Source organism: uncultured Eudoraea sp., from assembly GCF_947258525.1.
Lineage (GTDB): Bacteria > Bacteroidota > Bacteroidia > Flavobacteriales > Flavobacteriaceae > Eudoraea.
The window spans coordinates 1-18,190 of the sequence record NZ_CAMYIP010000133.1 but is presented as its reverse complement, the minus strand read 5'-3'; the positions used below and the strand labels follow the sequence as shown (position 1 = coordinate 18,190).

At 37.4% G+C, this 18,190-nt stretch carries 16 protein-coding genes and 1 pseudogene; 9 read left to right on the top strand and 8 right to left on the bottom strand.

Annotated elements, in window-relative coordinates; all coding sequences use genetic code 11:
- Positions 1–5: 5 nt before the first annotated feature.
- Positions 6–323: a cupin domain-containing protein gene (locus tag Q0X89_RS10095; protein WP_297693708.1), complete on the bottom strand. Its 318-nt coding sequence runs from the start codon at positions 321–323 to the stop codon at positions 6–8.
- Complete coding sequence (locus Q0X89_RS10090; RefSeq protein ID WP_297693706.1) at positions 320–1,159, bottom strand: class I SAM-dependent methyltransferase; 840 nt, start codon at positions 1,157–1,159, stop codon at positions 320–322. Before Q0X89_RS10090 ends, Q0X89_RS10095 begins: the two co-directional genes overlap by 4 nt.
- Positions 1,160–1,263: 104 nt before the next feature.
- Between Q0X89_RS10090 and murC the strand changes: the two genes are divergently transcribed.
- On the top strand, positions 1,264–2,625 hold the full coding sequence (murC, locus tag Q0X89_RS10085) for a Mur ligase family protein (protein ID WP_297693704.1): 1,362 nt from the start codon (positions 1,264–1,266) through the stop codon (positions 2,623–2,625).
- Positions 2,626–2,664: 39 nt separating this feature from the next.
- Here the strand turns inward: murC and Q0X89_RS10080 are convergent, their stop codons facing one another.
- Complete coding sequence (locus Q0X89_RS10080) at positions 2,665–3,108, bottom strand: DUF1569 domain-containing protein (RefSeq protein ID WP_297693702.1); 444 nt, start codon at positions 3,106–3,108, stop codon at positions 2,665–2,667.
- 66 nt (positions 3,109–3,174) lie between these two features.
- On the opposite strand from Q0X89_RS10080, the gene radC reads away from it, so the two are divergent.
- The 6 genes from radC to Q0X89_RS10050 all read left to right on the top strand — a co-directional run bounded on the left by radC (position 3,175) and on the right by Q0X89_RS10050 (position 8,788).
- Positions 3,175–3,873 (top strand): DNA repair protein RadC, encoded by a 699-nt coding sequence (gene radC / locus Q0X89_RS10075; RefSeq protein WP_297693700.1) that lies wholly within the window; start codon positions 3,175–3,177, stop codon positions 3,871–3,873.
- 2 nt (positions 3,874–3,875) lie between these two features.
- The gene (locus Q0X89_RS10070) at positions 3,876–5,171 is read left to right on the top strand and encodes a polysaccharide deacetylase family protein (protein WP_297693698.1); all 1,296 of its coding nucleotides are present in this window, start codon (positions 3,876–3,878) and stop codon (positions 5,169–5,171) included.
- Positions 5,164–5,853 (top strand): YjjG family noncanonical pyrimidine nucleotidase, encoded by a 690-nt coding sequence (locus Q0X89_RS10065; RefSeq protein ID WP_297693695.1) that lies wholly within the window; start codon positions 5,164–5,166, stop codon positions 5,851–5,853. The genes Q0X89_RS10070 and Q0X89_RS10065 overlap by 8 nt, the downstream gene beginning before the upstream one ends.
- An 86-nt stretch (positions 5,854–5,939) precedes the next feature.
- Positions 5,940–6,488 carry a hypothetical protein gene (locus tag Q0X89_RS10060; protein WP_297693694.1) on the top strand — a complete coding sequence of 183 codons (549 nt, stop codon included), beginning with the start codon at positions 5,940–5,942 and terminating at the stop codon, positions 6,486–6,488.
- On the top strand, positions 6,485–7,924 hold the full coding sequence (locus Q0X89_RS10055; protein WP_297693692.1) for a DUF5723 family protein: 1,440 nt from the start codon (positions 6,485–6,487) through the stop codon (positions 7,922–7,924). Before Q0X89_RS10060 ends, Q0X89_RS10055 begins: the two co-directional genes overlap by 4 nt.
- Positions 7,925–7,936: 12 nt before the next feature.
- Positions 7,937–8,788: a hypothetical protein gene (locus Q0X89_RS10050; RefSeq protein WP_297693690.1), complete on the top strand. Its 852-nt coding sequence runs from the start codon at positions 7,937–7,939 to the stop codon at positions 8,786–8,788.
- On the opposite strand, the gene Q0X89_RS10045 is transcribed toward Q0X89_RS10050, so the two are convergent.
- Complete coding sequence (locus Q0X89_RS10045; RefSeq protein WP_297693688.1) at positions 8,785–10,056, bottom strand: replication-associated recombination protein A; 1,272 nt, start codon at positions 10,054–10,056, stop codon at positions 8,785–8,787. The two genes, Q0X89_RS10050 and Q0X89_RS10045, sit on opposite strands and share 4 nt — an antisense overlap.
- Positions 10,057–10,208: 152 nt before the next feature.
- On the opposite strand from Q0X89_RS10045, the gene Q0X89_RS10040 reads away from it, so the two are divergent.
- Entirely contained in the window at positions 10,209–10,955 is a 747-nt protein-coding gene (locus Q0X89_RS10040) for a rhomboid family intramembrane serine protease (protein WP_297693686.1), read from the top strand.
- Between the two features lies 1 nt (position 10,956).
- Here the strand turns inward: Q0X89_RS10040 and rlmB are convergent, their stop codons facing one another.
- The 4 genes from rlmB to Q0X89_RS10020 form a co-directional block, all read right to left on the bottom strand.
- Positions 10,957–11,694 (bottom strand): 23S rRNA (guanosine(2251)-2'-O)-methyltransferase RlmB, encoded by a 738-nt coding sequence (rlmB, locus tag Q0X89_RS10035; RefSeq protein WP_297693684.1) that lies wholly within the window; start codon positions 11,692–11,694, stop codon positions 10,957–10,959.
- Between the two features lie 158 nt (positions 11,695–11,852).
- Complete coding sequence (locus tag Q0X89_RS10030; protein WP_297693682.1) at positions 11,853–12,656, bottom strand: hypothetical protein; 804 nt, start codon at positions 12,654–12,656, stop codon at positions 11,853–11,855.
- 23 nt (positions 12,657–12,679) lie between these two features.
- Positions 12,680–14,386, bottom strand: coding sequence for a SusD/RagB family nutrient-binding outer membrane lipoprotein (locus Q0X89_RS10025; RefSeq protein WP_297693680.1), 1,707 nt, complete (start codon positions 14,384–14,386; stop codon positions 12,680–12,682).
- A 33-nt stretch (positions 14,387–14,419) separates the two neighbouring features.
- A complete protein-coding gene (locus tag Q0X89_RS10020; protein WP_297693678.1) occupies positions 14,420–17,671 on the bottom strand; it encodes a SusC/RagA family TonB-linked outer membrane protein in 3,252 nt (1,083 codons plus the stop codon).
- 449 nt (positions 17,672–18,120) lie between these two features.
- Between Q0X89_RS10020 and Q0X89_RS10015 the strand changes: the two are divergent.
- Positions 18,121–18,190: pseudogene (locus Q0X89_RS10015) on the top strand (30S ribosomal protein S12); the annotation flags it as partial.

The following is an 18,190-nucleotide window of genomic DNA, read 5'->3' as shown; positions in this document are numbered from 1 at the left end:
CTATTCTATTTATATTCTTCCCGCACAGGACTAAAAATGTCCATAAGCTTACAGGGAGTTAGGGCCTTACCACTATGTGGAATATTGCAGGGAATAATTGCCAACTCCCCGGGTCTGTAGATTTTAGTGACGCCTGCCACCTTAAATTCAAAATCCCCTTCCAATACGTGCATAATCTGCTCGTTAATATGAGAATGTTCCGGAACCGTCGCTCCCTTTTCTACTTCCCAGAAGGCAAGTGTCATGGTCTCGCTATGGATCATTTTACCATGAAAACCTGGTATAATTTCTTTCGATTCAATGTCTGATAATGCTAAGTTCATTGGATACTGGTTTTTTTCAATAGATACATATGCTCATTGAGGACCTCTTCTTTAGGTAAGAAGCGTTTGGGCTCATAACGGGCCGAAAGGCTAAACGTATCCTCATGGTTCATTAGTTCATAGTTTTTAAGGTTTCTATAAAATTTCTCAGCAACAGTTTGATATTGAAATCTCTTATTTTTTTCGAGGTTGCTTTCAACATAATCGATCAGTTTTTTAAACACTAATTGCTTTTCCAATTGGGGTAGAAAGGAAACACTGCCTAAATATTCATCGGGTTCCTGAATGCGGTCAAAGAGTTTGAAAAGCCTTTTCGTATCATCTTTACTTAAAAAGAAGAGTACTCCTTCCAGCAGGATAAAAGATTTTCTTCCATTTTTTAGTGCTATTACCTGCTCGTAAAGTTTGTCCTGGGATCTAAGGTTAAAATCGGCTTCCAAATAGGTGATTTTTCTTCGTGGTAATTTCCCTTCCCTTTCCCATTTGGTGGTCATTTCCTTCTTGTGTGTAACAACATCCGATTTGTCAATTTCGATATAATCAAGTGAATTTTCTAATAAATACGGATACATACTGAAGCCACAACCAAAATTGATAAGGACTTCAATTTTGTTTTTATTCATGAGTTCGTTTATGGTATCGTAAAAATAACGGTTGCGCAAACAGTGCGCATAGGGTTCATAGGAAGAAACAGCAGTGCTATAGCGTTCAGCATGAATGTCAATACTGCTCTTAGACCACAAATAGGCATATCGGTCTTTGCTTAGGGCTACATCACCCATTCGAAAAGATGCCGTAACAAAAGCCGTTTCATGTATGTTAATTTTAGTAAGCAAAGTTTTGAAATAAAGTATCTTACTAAGATAGAAAGATTCTGAGGTAAATAATGATTTGAGTTGCACTTTTCAATACCTATCTTTGAGGAATATTAAACGAAAGGATGCGAATTCATTTTATAGCTATAGGAGGAAGTGCCATGCATAATCTGGCCCTTGCTCTGCATCATAAAGGATATGTTGTTACCGGTAGTGATGATGTAATATTTGAACCCTCTAAAAGCAGATTGGCTAAACAAGGAATTCTCCCTTCTGAGTTTGGTTGGTTTCCCGATAAAATTGATACTTCTTTAGATGCTATTATCCTTGGAATGCATGCCAAGCCCGATAATCCTGAATTGATAAAGGCCAAAAAGCTTGATCTAAAAATCTTCTCATATCCGGAATTCCTTTATGAACAATCTAAAAACAAAACACGTGTTGTTATTGGAGGTAGTCATGGCAAGACCACGATAACTTCAATGATCCTTCATGTAATGAATTATCATGGGAAGGCCGTTGATTATATGGTGGGTGCTCAATTGGAGGGATTTGACCGGATGGTACATCTCACCGATGAAAATGATTTTATAGTTTTAGAAGGAGATGAATATCTTTCTTCTCCCATAGACAGGCGGCCAAAGTTTCATCTTTACAAACCAAATATTGCACTGTTAAGTGGCATAGCCTGGGATCATGTTAATGTATTTCCCACTTTTGAAAATTATCTTGAGCAATTTAAAATTTTTGTAGATAGTATAGTTAAAGGAGGGAGCATTACGTATAATGAGGAGGATCTTAATGTAAAAAGTATTGTTGAAGCTTCAACAAATTCAATACGGAAACTTCCCTATTCAACCCCGGATTTTTTTGTTGAGAACGGGCAGACTTTTTTAAATACAGAGGAAGGCCCAATGCCACTGAATATTTTCGGACGACATAATTTGAATAATTTGGCAGGAGCTAAGTGGATATGCCAAAATATGGGTGTGGATGAAGAAGACTTTTATGAAGCCATTTCATCATTTAAGGGGGCATCAAAACGCCTGGAAAAAATTGGCCAAAATGAGAATACAATAATTTTCAAAGATTATGCCCATTCTCCAAGTAAAGTAGCAGCAACCGCAAAGGCAGTAAAAGAACAATTTCCGGATCGAAAACTAATAGCCTGTTTAGAACTACATACATATAGCAGTTTAAATGCGGAATTTTTAAAGGAATACAGGGGGTCTTTGAAAGAAGCAGATGTATCGGCTGTATTTTATATACCTGAATCGCTTAAAATAAAGGGTTTAGATGAAATAACAAAAGAACAGATCGAGCAGGCATTTCAACAGCAAGAGCTTCATATTTTTACCAATAGTACTGCTTTTAAAGAATTTCTTTTCAATCAGGATGTTACTAACAGTATAGTGCTGTTTATGAGCTCAGGAGACTATGGCGGGCTTGATTTGAATGAGATCGTAAATATGATCGAAATTAACTAAGACCGTTTAATCATTGTTACACTCCTTTAATCATATCTCTTAAACCCCAAATTGCCTTAAATGGTGATCTAAATGTTTGTATTCAAGTTTACCCCATTGCTCCGGGGTAAAATCTCCAAAAATGGGATGTGCATTCCAGTCCTTCCTGTCGCGAAGATTATATAGTTCCTTAACTAATTCCTGTAACTTTTTATGTTCTACCTCAAAGTCTTTCTCTTCTTTAGCCCTCGCTATAGGTGGAGTAGGTAAGCTTTTTCGCCAGGGCTTATCGTTGTACATAGACTTTTTAAATAACCAGCTTATAATCGGATTTGCCCGTTTGTCATATTTTTTATTTTTAATCGCCGTTTTTATGAATATTTGGCAATGCCATAGCATTTGGCCAACACTCATTTTACCCCATAAACCTTCTGATTCTGCACTTAACTGATTAAAACGCTCTACAACTTCGTTATAGGTAGCTTCATCAAAAATAGATTTCATGAATTCTTAGTTAGGAATTTATGAATGAAATTTACAATAATTTTTTTAGTTGATTATCTTTAGGCCATGCAACACAAATCTTCTTCTTTTTCCATTAAGAATTGGTCTGATGATGACAAACCACGGGAAAAATTAGTGCATAAGGGCCGTTCAGTTCTTTCTAATGCCGAGCTTATTGCCATTTTAATTGGTTCGGGGACCAAAAACGAAACAGCAGTGGCGCTCTCTAAAAGAATTTTGGCATCTACCAATAATAACTTAAATGAATTAGGTAAGGTATCCATAAAACAATTAATGAAATTTAAAGGTATTGGCGAGGCCAAGGCCGTATCAATTGCTGCGGCTTTGGAGATAGGCAGGAGGAGGCAAAATGAGAAGGCCATGGTGAAGCCACAGATCTTAGGGAGCCAGTCGGTTTTCGATCTTTTGCAACCCTTGCTTGCAGACCTTCCTCACGAGGAATTCTGGATTGTTTACTTAAATAACTCAAATAAGGTCATTCAAAAAGCTCAATTGAGTAAGGGAGGTATTACTGGCACTCTGGTAGATGTTCGTTTAGTAATAAAACAGGCACTGGAATTAGGAGCGGTATCCTTAATATTAGCCCACAATCATCCCTCAGGCACACTTAAACCAAGTGAGGCAGATAAAAAAATTACAACTAAGCTTCAAAAAGCTTCTGAAGCTATGGATATAAGGGTACTCGATCATGTAATTATTACACAAAACAAATACTATAGCTTTGCCGATAATAATTTGATATAAATATGCTCCTGATATATACCCATAAAATTACTTCGCGCTTCAGTTACACCATGAAGCAGATTTTTACAAGGATACTTGGGATAGATATCATTTTTACTACAAAGGTTGAAGATTTTATAAAACACACCGGTCCTAAGATCACTTATAGCAAGCAGCCTTTGCAAAATGAGTTTTTTGTAAGAAGTAAAGATCTGTTATTTGTACATGGAATAACTGATTTGCAAATAACTGTTGAGGAGTGGGAGGGCACAGCTTGTTTTTTCAGGACAAGTGAGCCCAGTGCTATTCCTTATGATATTTTTGCTGCAAGTTTTTATCTTTTAACCAGATACGAAGAATATTTGCCATACCTAAAAGATGTGCATGGCAGATTTCCTCCCTCAGAAAGTATTGCTTATAAGAATAATTTTTTGCGAGTACCTGTGGTGGATATTTGGGCATACAAATTTCTGGATAAGCTTAAAGAACGATTTCCTGCTATAGATAGCAGAGAACGTAAGTTTCGGTTTACTTCTATTATTGATGTTACTTCTTCACACTGTTTTGCACACAGAGGGCCTATGCGGAGCATAGCAGGCTTGTTATATGACATTGGTACTTTTAAATTGAAACGTGTGGTGCAGCGCACTTCTGTGTGGTTAAAGATTAGAAAAGATCCTTATAATAACTACGAAAGCCTCATAGAAATTCATAGGAAATTTCAAATAAAAAGTATATTCTTCTTTCAGTTCGCCAATTATTCAACCTATGATAAAAATGTTTCACCCGAAAACAATAATTTTAAATACCTTATTAAATCTGTTGCAGACTATAGCTTAGTGTCCCTGGCAGCTTCATATAGTTCTTTTATGGACATTGAATTATTGAAAGAAGAGAAAAAGAGGCTATCGAATGTTGTGAATAGGCCAATAAACAATTCAAGAATGAGATATAACAGGGTAGATATTCCTCATACTTACAGAAACCTTGTGGAGGCAGAATTCACAGATGATTATACTATGGGATACACTCATGAAATGGGTTTTAAAGCCGGCACATGTACGCCTTTTAATTTTTATGATATTACAATAGAAGAACAGCAACCCATAAAAGTACACCCATTCGCTGTTCATGATTATGCCTTACTTAATTCCTACTCTGAAGAGGAAATACTTGAAAAAATAAAGATTTATTACGATCAGGTAAAAAAGGTTAATGGTCACTTTATCACCATTTTCTCCAATGAACTATTAGGTGGAGAGCAGGAAATAAACTGGTTAAATTTGTACCAAAAAGTAATTCAAAAGTATCATGTATAGTCAAGGTATTTCAGATATATTTTTTGATTTGGACCATACACTATGGGATTTTGAAAGAAATTCAGCATTGACATTCGAAAAAATATTTGCCGAAGCGGAATTAGAAGTAAATCTCTCCAAATTCCTGGAAGTTTATGTGCCCCTGAATCTCGAATTTTGGAAATTATATCGTGAAGATAAAATTAAGAAACCGGAATTGCGCTTTCAAAGACTAAAAACAACTTTTGATGAGATAGGATACGAAATAAAAGATGAAGTTATAGATATACTATCGGCAGAATATATTACTAACCTTGCTGCCTATAATAATTTGTTACCGAATACGATTGAGATACTGAATTATTTAAAACCCAAATACAAACTACATATAATTACCAACGGATTTGAAGAAGTACAGACCAGAAAACTGGTCAATTCAAATATTTTCGGATATTTTAATCAGGTCATTAATTCTGAAATGGCAGGGGTAAAAAAACCAAATCCATTAATTTTCGAACTTGCACTTCAAAAGGCAAATGCTAAGGCCAACAGGTCAATAATGGTTGGCGATAATATCGAGGCAGATATACTTGGGGCGAAAGCAGCAGGATTTCATGCCTTACATTTTAATGCTCATAATGATCCGAAACACGAGCATTGTGCAATGATTCATAATCTGCGTGAAATAAAAAACTATTTATAGAGTTATATATGGGAGAATAATATAGGAGGCAATACCTATTTAGGTGGTAAAATAAATAATAACCATTTTAAAACTGGTATAAAGCAATGAAATATATCCCGATATCTGTACTTGCAATTCTTTTTTGCACTGGAATCTTTAGTTCCTGCGCGGAAAAACAGGATTTTGATCAATTAGATAATTTCGACATTATTCCAACGGCGGAAGCCAGCATTCTTTATGTTGAAACCCCTGAGTATATAATTAATCAATTAAATGGGGTAAATTTTTATTCCCAGATATTTAATTTCGATGCTTTTAGCGAAGAGTTTGTTGCCGACAATGTCCTCGATGGAGTTATTACTTATGAAGTTGAAAATACGACAAGCAAACCTCTCGATATAACTTTCGAATTCTTAGATGAGGCAGGGAATGTTTTGGATTCTGAAAATTTTATGGTTAATGCAGCCCCTACTGCAATATTAACAAGAGAAATTGCTTATGGACCCGCAGGTAGAAGCCTGGATATTATTAGAAATACCTCTGCAATAAGAGTAAGTGCTACAAATTTAGGTGATAATATCAGTGTGTCTTCGTTACCTAGCCCGGCAATTTTCTTAAGGTCGAGCGCAAAATTCAGGATTCGGCTGAAATGATAAGGAAGCTATTATCATTGATTATCCTTTTCACAGGATACCTAAGCTGTTATGCCCAAAATAAGGAGGTGCTGTATGATTTTCAGGAGATTCCACAGGCAATAATGGTTAATCCGGGTATAAATACAATTTATAATTGGTATGCGGGTATACCATTTATATCGGGTATATATGCACAGGGAGCAACAAGCGGGCTTACCGTAAACGATATTTTTGCTGCTGATGGACTCGATATTAATCAGAAAATAAGAGATCGGGCACTCAATGCATTGAGTGAACGCGATGAAGTAAATGGCATCTTTCAGGTTGATATATTAAACGGTGGATTTCGTAGTCAAAAGAACCCGGCTAATTTCTTCTCATTTGGAATGTATGTCGAAGGTTATGCACTAAATTATTGGCCAAAAGATCTTGCAATTTTAGCTTATGAAGGTAATGCCGACAGACTGGGACAAAGATTTGATCTCAATGATCTCAATACCAGCGGGCAATTCATAAATGTGCTGCATTTTGGAATTAACAGACAAATAAAAAATAATCTCACTTTAGGAGCACGAATCAAATTGTATTCGGGAATAATAGACATTAGATCCACAAATAATAGCGGTTATTTTGAGACAACTTTAGGCCAGAATAATTTGTTGAGGAATACCCTGGTTTCAGATATGAAATTAAGAACTTCGGGTCTGGATGCTCTTATAGATGCCAATGATAATGGTAGTAGTGTGACAAGTTTATTCACAAAAAGAGGGTTTTTTGGTGGTGATCCCGGACTTGGATTTGATTTAGGGGTAACTTATAATCTCAATGACCAAACAGTAATTACGGGAAGTCTATTAGATATCGGATTGTTGTATCACTCCTCTGATGTAACTAATTATACACTTAAAGGGGGCACATCCGTTGAGGGTGTAGAAGTAATTTTGCCAGATGCCCTAAATGATCCGAATGCTGATTTTTGGGAAGATCTGGTAGATGAAATTGAAGAGCTGGTTCCCTTTGAAGAGGACAGCAAGAACTATGTAAGCTTCAGGCCTATAAAATTTTACTCCTCCATTAGATATAATTTTGGTAAGCAAGGCACGCCAATTGCAGCAGATTGTGAGTGTGATAATAATGCGGAGAGTGGTGACAGATCGTTATATTATCTGAATAGTGTAGGCGGTCAATTGTATGCTATTAGCAGACCTCGGGGTCCCCAGTTTGCTTTAACCGCATTTTATCAAAGAAGATTTGCTAAAGTCCTTGCGTTAAAAGCAACTTATACTGTTGATAAGTTCACGGCCTCAAACGTGGGTTTAGGTATGAGTCTCCAGGCAGGACCGGTGAACTTTTATATTATGGGGGATAATTTATTCTCTTATGGCAACGTAGCCGATAGCAATTACGCTTCTTTTCAGTTAGGATTAAATATCATATCTTGGGAGAGAAACTGAACTGTATACTAAATGAAGAATTTATTTTCCTGCCTGTTCCTGGTTTTTATATTTTCATTAGGGCTGCAAGCCCAGTTGAATGAGTATAAATATATTATTATACCTAAAAACTTTAAGGGCTTTAAAGATGAAAATCAATACAAGACCAGTACGCTGTTAAAGTATCTTTTTACAAAAAAGGGATTTGAAACTTATTATGAAGATGATTTGCCATCTGACTTAAATACGAACAGATGTCTTGGTCTCCTGGCACAATTGGATCATACAACCAGTATGTTCGTAACTAAAGCTTCCATTGTTCTGGAGGATTGCAATTCCAATGAAGTTTACAAAAGTTTGGAAGGAAGGAGCAAAGAAAAGGATTACACATCGAGTTATAAGGAAGCTATTGAAATGGCTTTTACGTCAATCAATTCCCTTAACTACAAGTATAATCCTGTTGAGACCAAAAGTGTATCTACCACAGCAGTTGTAATTGATGCAGAGGGAAAAGGAGAGCCATCAGAGAATAAGGGCAGGCAAACAACCACCGCAGTTGAGGAGAATTTAACACAATCCGAAATAACCCCGAATCCAAAAACAGCCGCCATCGAAAATACGGCCGTGGTTGCTGCAAGCACGAGCACTATTCCCAAGACTTCAGATTCATATGTATTGTATGCCCAGGAAATTCCAAATGGATATCAGCTAGTAGACAGTACCCCAAAAATTCGTTTGAAAATATATCAGACTTCCATTCCGGAGGTTTATATAGGCGTCAATGAAAAAGGAAGCGGCTTAGTTTATAAACGCTCAAACCAATGGTATTTTGAATATTATGTTTCTGGCCAAGCACAATTAGAAGAATTTACTATTAAATTCTAGTATTTATCCTTCCATCTTTTTTTAAGAAATTCTTTGAGTGCCATCTCTCTTTTATTATCTCCGGGGATATAAAAGGAGGTCCCTTTTATTTGATCTGGCAAGAATTCCAGTTCTGTAAAATTATCCTCATAGTCATGTGCATATTTGTAGTTTTCACCATAACCTAATTCTTTCATAAGCTTGGTGGGGGCATTCCTCAACGCTAGTGGCACAGAAAGATCTCCGGAATCCTTAACATACTCCTGTGCTTTTTTGATAGCCATATAACTGGTATTACTTTTTGGTGAAGTTGCCAGATAAATTGTGCATTGGCTAAGCAGTATTCGGGCTTCAGGATAGCCAATAGTACTAACGGCCTGAAAAGTAGAATTGGCGATAACCAATGCAGTAGGGTTAGCCATACCAATGTCCTCAGACGCAGATATTAGTAAACGCCGCGCTATAAATTTTACATCTTCTCCTCCCTCAATCATTCTGGCAAGCCAATATACTGCTCCATTGGGATCACTACCACGGATAGATTTTATAAAGGCCGATACTATATCGTAGTGTTGTTCCCCTGTCTTATCATATAATACAGTGTTTTTCTGGACTTTCTGCATCACCAGTTGGTCTGTGATGATAATATCCGTTTTATCTTCAGAGGAAACTACCAACTCAAATATATTCAGCAATTTTCTGCCATCTCCTCCGGAAAGTCGTAAAAGCGCTTCTGTTTCTTTGAGCTTTATATTTTTTGACTTTAACATTATATCTTCGGCCATTGCTCTTTGCAACAATGCTTCTAAGTCCTCTTTTCCAAAAGATTTGAGGATATAAACCTGGCAACGCGACAAAAGTGCCGGAATAACTTCGAAACTTGGATTTTCTGTAGTTGCCCCAATGAGTGTTACCCAGCCTTTTTCAACGGCCCCCAATAAAGAATCCTGCTGTGATTTGCTAAACCGATGTATCTCATCAATAAATAGAATAGGATTTTTAGCGGTAAATAAACCACCACTTTGTTTGGCTTTTTCTATTACTTCCCTGATGTCCTTAACGCCGCTGTTTATGGCGCTTAATGTATAAAAGGGACGTTCACTTTCATTTGCAATAATATGGGCCAGGGTAGTTTTTCCCGTACCCGGTGGCCCCCAAAGAATGAGTGATGGAATACTGCCTTTTTTTATCTGGGTTGTTAAAGAACCATCTGCACCAACCAAATGATGCTGACTAATATAATCTTCAAGTGTTTTTGGGCGTACCCGCTCTGCAAGTGGCTCATTCATATGATAAATGTAATAAATACGTTTATACCTAATACGATTACTTAATTTATTACAAGGTTTCTAAATTTATAATTAAAAACATTGCCCTGACAATTTATCATGTTTTGTGATTGTGGCCAATAAATTGAGGAAATAAAATGTAACTTAATCTTATGTCTGAGGATAGCTATTTTAAATTTTCGAATAGAGTACTGCTAGTTCCAATGATAGCGGTGCTATTGATTTGGACTGTATTTTGGGTGGAGATCCGATTTCAGATCAATTTAAATCAATACGGTATATATCCCAGAACTTTAAAGGGATTAAGAGGAGTGTTTTTTAGCCCGTTTCTGCACGGCTCAATTGAACATCTTTACAATAACACCATACCAATTGCCATTCTAACTGTTTCTTTGGTCTATTTTTACAGAAGTGTCTCCTTCAAGGTCCTGCTGTGGGGTGTGCTATTTTCGGGATTATTAACCTGGGTTATAGGAAGGCCGTCTTATCATATTGGCGCCAGTGGTTTGATCTATGTATTGGCCAGCTTTATTTTCTTTAAAGGAATCTTCACCAAATATTACCGGCTTGTAGCCCTTTCATTAATGGTTGTATTTATTTATGGAGGTTTGTTATGGTTCATATTTCCTTTGAAGGAGGATATTTCCTGGGAAGGGCATTTAGCCGGATTTATTACCGGATTGCTCCTTGCTGTATTTGTTAAGGCAAAACTACCATCTGTGAAAAAATATGCCTGGGAATTGGAAAATTACAATGAAGAGGAGGATGAATTTTTAAAACACTTTGATGAACAAGGAAACTTTATTGAAAGTAAAAACGACGATTCAGAATCTCAGGAAAGGACTTATAAAATAAAATATCATTTCAGGAAGGATAAAACCAATGACCAAGGCAATTGAATTAAGTGGTTCTTTGTCTTACGGCTTCATATAAAAAAACCGCGCAGGCTACTGATACATTAAGGGAGGCTATTTCACCTAAAAGAGGCAATTTTGCCTTATGGTCTACGGTTTTTAATATTGATGGTGATATGCCTGAATCTTCAGAGCCCATAATAATGGCGCAGGGCACCTTAAAATTTATATCGTAAATACTGTGTTCCGTTTTTTCTGTAGCGGCAATTACCTGAATTCCTGACGACTGTAAATAGAAAACGGCGTCTTTCAGATGATCTATTTTAGCTATTGGCACCTTAAAGGCAGCTCCGGCCGATGTTTTTATGGTATCTTCCGTTACCGGTGCGGCGCCTTTTTTTTGAATTATAATGCCATCCACGCCGGTACATTCAGCAGTTCGTATTATGGCCCCAAAGTTCCTTACATCAGAGAGTTGGTCTAAAAGTAGAAATAAAGGTGCTTCCTTCTTTTCCATCACCTCTTCAACTAAAGTTTCAAAGTTGTAAAACTCAATGGGCGAGATATTGGCAATTACTCCCTGGTGGTTATTTCGTGTAAGCCTGTTGAGCTTTTCTATAGGAACATAGGAGAAGCTTATCCCATTTTCACGGATCAGGGATTCTAATTCTTTGTAAAGACTGCCGCCAAGACCTTTTTGAATAAATATTTTGTCTATGGTGCTTTTAGAATTAATAGCCTCTATAACAGCTCTTATACCGTAAATGCGGGAGGTTTTTTGCATGCTTTAAAGATAGATAAATACTAACCATTTACGAGGACTCTTCATTAACAAAAGAAAAAAGCTATAAATCAATTATATAAATAATCGAAATATAGCTTTTAAAAGATATAAATCTGGAAGTATCTAATTATCTAGATACTTCCAGATTATGTTAAAATTTAGTTAGCACATCTCCCGGGAGCCGGTCCGTAATCGCCATAAAGCGCTCCGTCAGGGGAGTAAAGCTGGTACGTGTGTTCACTTTCAAAGTTTCCAGGCGTATAAAAAATTTCCAATACAACACCGTCTGGTACTTCTATATCGTAAGTTGCTGAACCTCCTTGAGCTGCAGAAATAGTATAAGCGGTTGTTGAACCGTCTATACTAAAAGTTAAGAAAGCCTCATCCCAGCCATCTCCGAATGTATCCTGTAAATCAGCAACCCAGGTCCCTGCCGTTTCAACATCCGTAATAGGAGCACATTCAACTAATACATTAAAAGCAAAGCCATTACGCTGTGCTAGTTGCCCGGTAACATCTCCCGTATAATTGTCAACTGTCCAAAAACTCCCGTCCTTTCCTATACAAGTACCAATGAACTGGAAAATGTCTCCGCCAGCTATATCATCGATAGAATACCCTACTAAACCAGCTAGTTCCGCATAAGTGTATGAGATACTTGTGGGAAATTCAGTAATAGTATTCAATGGTATAGTATCATACTCACCACTAGCACTTCTCAAAGTAAAGCTCAGATCATACTGGGCTACATTGTCAACCGGTACATCTACGGTTGCTTCAAAAGAAGCATCCTTAATATCTTCTACAAGATAAAGATATTGATTAACAACCGTACGGACATAAGCCGCCTTGTTGGCGTCATCCAAATGAACACTTAGTGGAAACTTGTCTTCATCTTCGCAGGATGCCATAGTTAAGGCAACGGCAAGAATCCCTAAAATGATTTTACTTATATTTTTCATATTTTTCATTTTTTATCGATATTTTAATTTACAAAACCTGGAGGATTAGTATCCCAGAATACCGGGGTATCCGGATTTGCCTTCTGTGAAATATTGGTATTATTATCTGAAGCCGTCTGTGGATACCACATAGATCTCAGAAAGTTACCAGGATTTTCAACAACAAAAGCAGGGCTTAAATTATCTGGTTGTCCTGTTCTTCTATAGGTGTTATACGCAGTCATACCGTCACACCAGGAAGCAATGAAAACTTGCTCCGCAATAATTCTCAGTTTTCCAGTATTGTCGGCTGCATCATAGGCGGCTAGAATCCTCGCAATATGAGCATCAATAAGTGCAGGAGTAGCTTCAAAACCAGATCCGGTTGCCACCGGAGCTCCAAAGGCTGCGACTTTGTTCATGGATTCTCTAACGCCTGTTTCTAAATAAGTTCTGGCGTCTCCGGCCGTTCCCAGTTCAAGAGCAGATTCTGCTAACATTAAATGGGTATTGGCAGCTAAAAGCATAGGAGAAATTCCTGCTCCGGCTAAACCTTCGCTAACCGCAGTAGAACCGGAAACATTTCGGAAATCCTCTGCATCAAATGGCCCTCCTATAGGATATGTACCATGGAGTGTTCTAAAAGCGTCATCTGGCGGAATACCATCATCATCCATGTGGTTTCTTCCCCAAAGACCACCATATCCATTGGTTGCCGGTACTGTGCAATAGTAATCAAAACCTGTCCACCAACTAGGTACTAATGGTTCATTTACACATTCTTTGGTAATATTATCAGCCCCGTCATAATTACTTTGTTGTCTGTACATATAATAGCGAATTCGTGGATCAATAGCCGTATACTGATTCGCCATTAAATTCATATAATAGTTACAGGTGTAAAAGTCAGAACTAGGGCCTGCACCATCGTAATTGGCATCAAAATAAGGATGCCTGCTATCCGGTGCTGCGTTACTTGTACCCCACTGGAATTGAAGATCATCTGCAGAGGACGCGATAAACTGACCCCCACCAACAATACTATTGATAGTAGCAGCAGAAGCAGCTGGACTTACCAGCCTACTTTGAACAGCCAAACGCAATCTCATAGTATTAGCCGCTTTTCTCCATTTACCTTCATCTCCTCCATAATACAAATCATTGGTTGGAAGAGCCAATTCGGATTTTTGAATATTAGCAATAGCATCTTGTAAAAGAGCATCTAAAGCTGCATAAATATCAGCACCTGAGTCAACAGCAGGATTAAAAATTCCCTCTACCCCTCTGGCGGCTTCAGAGTAAGGAACATCTCCAAACAAATCTACCATGTTCATCATAGCATATGCTTCGATTATCTGTCCTATTGCTACATGTGTATACAATTCAGCTTCTTCTGCTAAAGGAGTCATGGTTCTGATATCGATCAGTAATTCAGAATACACATCATCCCAAATTTGATCAAAATCTCCCGGATCATAAAAATCCCGGTAAGTAGGGCCAAAACCGTGTTGTATTCTTACAGGTTCCATTCCAAACTGTGCCCATCCATTTTCACCACGTCCTTCAGTTCCTGAATGTAAATTGGCAATTCTTATTTGAATTGCATTCAGGAAAAAATCAATATCCGATTGCTCCGGGCTTAAAAAGTTTGGATTCGGCTGCACATCCAGATCCGTTGTTTCGCATCCATTTATTAGTAACATTGATGTGGCAATAAATGCCAAACCAATAAACTTAAACCTATTTTTCATAATATTCGTTATATTTTTCATTTCTCTTATCTATTAAAAGGATGCCCTTACAGTAAATCCATATCTTCTTGACGAAGGCCCCGTAAAGAAATCAATTCCTTGTCCATTACCAACACCTGTACTAGAAGAGTTAGTGTCATAGTTAACATTGGAAGGCATATTAATTGCGTTAAACCAAAGGTTTTGACCTGATAAAGTGAAAGACAAACTTCCAAATGGAGTCTGATCTAGCGTCTTAGAAGGTAAAGCATAAGTTAACGAAGCTTCTTGAATTCTAAACGTACTTCCATCATATACGGTAAAAGTATTAATACCATCTGCAAAGTATGTGCTAAAACCTAGTTGCGTAGCAGTAATTGCCGTTTGGTTTGGTAGTCCATCTGCTTGCCGGATACCAGGAAGGATGTATTGAGCTTCTCTTTGAACAGGTGTATCATCATCTACTACGCCACGCGCTATAAGAGTTGTGGCTGTTGTAGAATAGATATCCCCACCATGGCGGTATTGTAAGTTAGCCGACAGTGAAAAATTCTTATACGAAATAGTAGGAATCACAGCAGTGTTCCAGTCCGGATTAGGATCTCCAATTTCCGAAATAGTATTATTTACTAAATAACGACCGGCATCGTTAACCAAATTATTCCCCGCATCATCCTGAAGGATTGTCGTTCCTAAAAATACTCCAAAGGGCCTTCCTTCCACGGCATAGTTAGCTGCTTCTCCGGCAATAGCAGAAGTAAGAAGAATATTGTTTGTTCCTTCTGCCAACTTTGTTACGGTTGTTTCTATTGCGGTAAAATTAGCTGCAATATTAAATCCTACTCCATGTTCGAATTCTTTAAGAATATCAATATTGGTATCTACTTCGATACCTTTAGATTTAATTTCTCCGATATTTACTGTTGTACCTGTAAAACCGGTGGAACTATCTAATGGCCTGTTCGTAATTAAATCGGTAGTTTTCTTATCAAACACACTCACATTTAAATTCCAGATATTGAAAAGTCTGGTATCTATTCCTAATTCAAGTTCTGCAACTCTTTCAGGTTTCAAATTTGGATTACCCAAAGAATTATCCACCGAGTTAGAAGAAACTACATTTCCGTTGATATCAACTAGTGCACGAGCATTTAAGCCTAATACATTTCTTGTGTTATAAGGTGTTGGGAAACCTGCAGAGGAACCGTATCCAAAACGGAACTTCAAGTAGTTAAGCGCATCGCTAGACCATGAATCCCAAAGAGATGTAGGAATAAATGAAACACTGGCTCCGGGATAGAATAAAGAATTGTTCTCTTGTTCTAAAGTAGAAGACCAGTCATTTCTACCAACCACGTTTGCATAGATCCAATCCTCATAGCTAAAGGTTAAATCCACATATGCTCCTAAAAGGTTTTCTTCAAAGGTTTGTGCTAAATTGGCATTCCCTGTTCTAACAAAAGAGTTTTGTGCAGATGGTGTAGTAAAGTTAAAGTGTTCCAATACGCCGAATACTAACTGTCCCTGGCTTTCGAGTCCATCAGAATTGAAAACATCGCGTCTGGCATTAAAACCGGCAATTGCTTTTAAATTTAAACTCTCTGATAAATTCTTATCTAACGTATATATAATATCATGGTTCCAGATAGTGTTTCTAACCTGTCGGGTTCTTAAAAGACCCAAAGGCTGCCCGTCAACTCCCCCTTTGTTTTGTCCGTATTTGTTAAATTCTGTATAGGTGTCTAAACCTAATCTATATGAAAGGTTCATAGAGTCGTTGATCTCATAAGAAATGCTGGTGTTCCCTATAAAACGGTCTGTATCCTGACTTGTTTGTACGTTTGCGACTGTCCAGTAAGGGTTTTGAATGTCGTTACCGGAACGGTAATACATGCTTCTGCCATCTGCCGCCTGAAAAGGAAGACCTGTTAAATCAACCGATCTGGGAGTATACAAAACATCTCCAAAAACTGACCCTCCGTTAAAGGCAGATCCACTACCCAAAGAAGGGGCCACTGGAGGCGAGTTGTAATCTGTTTTGATAAACTGGAAAGAACCTTGAATTGAAAACTTGTTATTTAGTCTTGCATTACCACCTAAAGAAAAGTTATTTCTTAATACCTTGTTTCCAGGAGTGATACCTCTATCTTCTGTTCTACCGTAGTTAAAATTAAAGCTGGCATTTTCATTACCCCCTCTTAAGTTAATAGAGGTACTGGTAACATAACCGGTTCTAAAGAAATCTCGAACTCCATTGTAAGGTCTGTACTCATAAGGTTGCGCAGCAATATCTTCATAACCGGCTACCAATGATTGGTCTGCCAGAAAATTTAAAGGATGACTTAATTGTGCAAATCCAGACTGATTACCTAGAAATTGCCCGGCCAGAGATACTCCATCATCATCTGTCCTGTCAAACCTTGGACCCCAGTTACTAAAGAAGAAGCCAAATCCCTGGTGGAAACCACCTCCGTAGTTATCCTGGTATTTAGGCAGAATAGCATCAGAAATAAAGGCTGAAGTACTTACACTAACTTCCATTTTACTTGGAGCATCGCCTTTTGCGGAACTTTTAGTAGTAATAAGGATTACCCCGTTTCTACCTCTGTTACCATAAAGAACGGTTGCACTCAACCCTTTAAGAACGTTTACTTCCTGGATTGTGTTCGGATCCAGATCTAAGAACCTACTTGAAGCCGTGTTACCGTCCAAGATGGATCCCTGGTTATTTGTTCCTGAATCAATTGGTACCCCATCTACCACAAAAAGTGGCTGGTTAGATTGGGTCACAGAAGTGTAACCTCTAATAATTATGTTAGTACCTGAACCTGAAAGGCCATTACTGGCGGTAATATTTACCCCGGCTACTTTTCCTTGTAGTACCCTACCTATATCTGCTTCCGGTCTTGATTCAATTGCCGCTTCATCTACGGTTGATACCGCATAACCCAACGATCTCTCCTCTCTCTCGATACCTTGTGCAGTTACTACAACCTCTTCCAGTGCCTGGGCATCTTCTTCCATCTGCACATCAATGGTGTTCGATGCGCCAATGACAATTCTTACATCTCTTTGTCCGATGTAAGTAAAGAGAAGTGCCTGACCTTCACTTGCACTGATAGTATAATTACCATCGAAATCGGTTTGGGTACCGGTTGTTGTACCTTCAACAAGGATGTTTACACCCGGCAGGGGTAAACCTTCAAAATCGGTAACTGTACCCGAAATCGCTTTGTCTTGCGCAAATGATAAATGCACAACAAACGCCAATAGCAGCGTCAAGATTCCATTTAAATTTGTTCTCATTTTTTAATTATTTGAATTAGCTAACTGCGAAAATCCAAATTTCATGTTAATAATCCAAACATATTTTAATAAAACTTTAAGAAGAAAGACCGAAAAAAAAACAATTTAAGAGTGTATTGTTAAATTATTTATCAAAAGAATTGTTAAAAAAATGAATAATAAATTAAAATATTCTTAATTAAATAATAATCATTAGAATTCTTATGATTATTATAGTGAAGTTGACAATTGGGACTATCAAATAATTAAATTTAGATAGCCTATATATTAAGGTATAAACCCAGAATTAATTTAGTATTAAAAAGACTCCTTTGCGTCATTATAACCCTCTATGAAAAACAGCGAAAAAAAAATCACATAAAATTATGGGATAGCATTTGAATTATAATGAATAATTACTACATTTGCCAGCCCTTAAACGAGGGTAGTATTTATACATATATATTAGTATGCCAACAATTTCACAATTAGTACGAAAAGGAAGGGCCACAATTACCAAGAAGAGTAAATCGGCTGCTT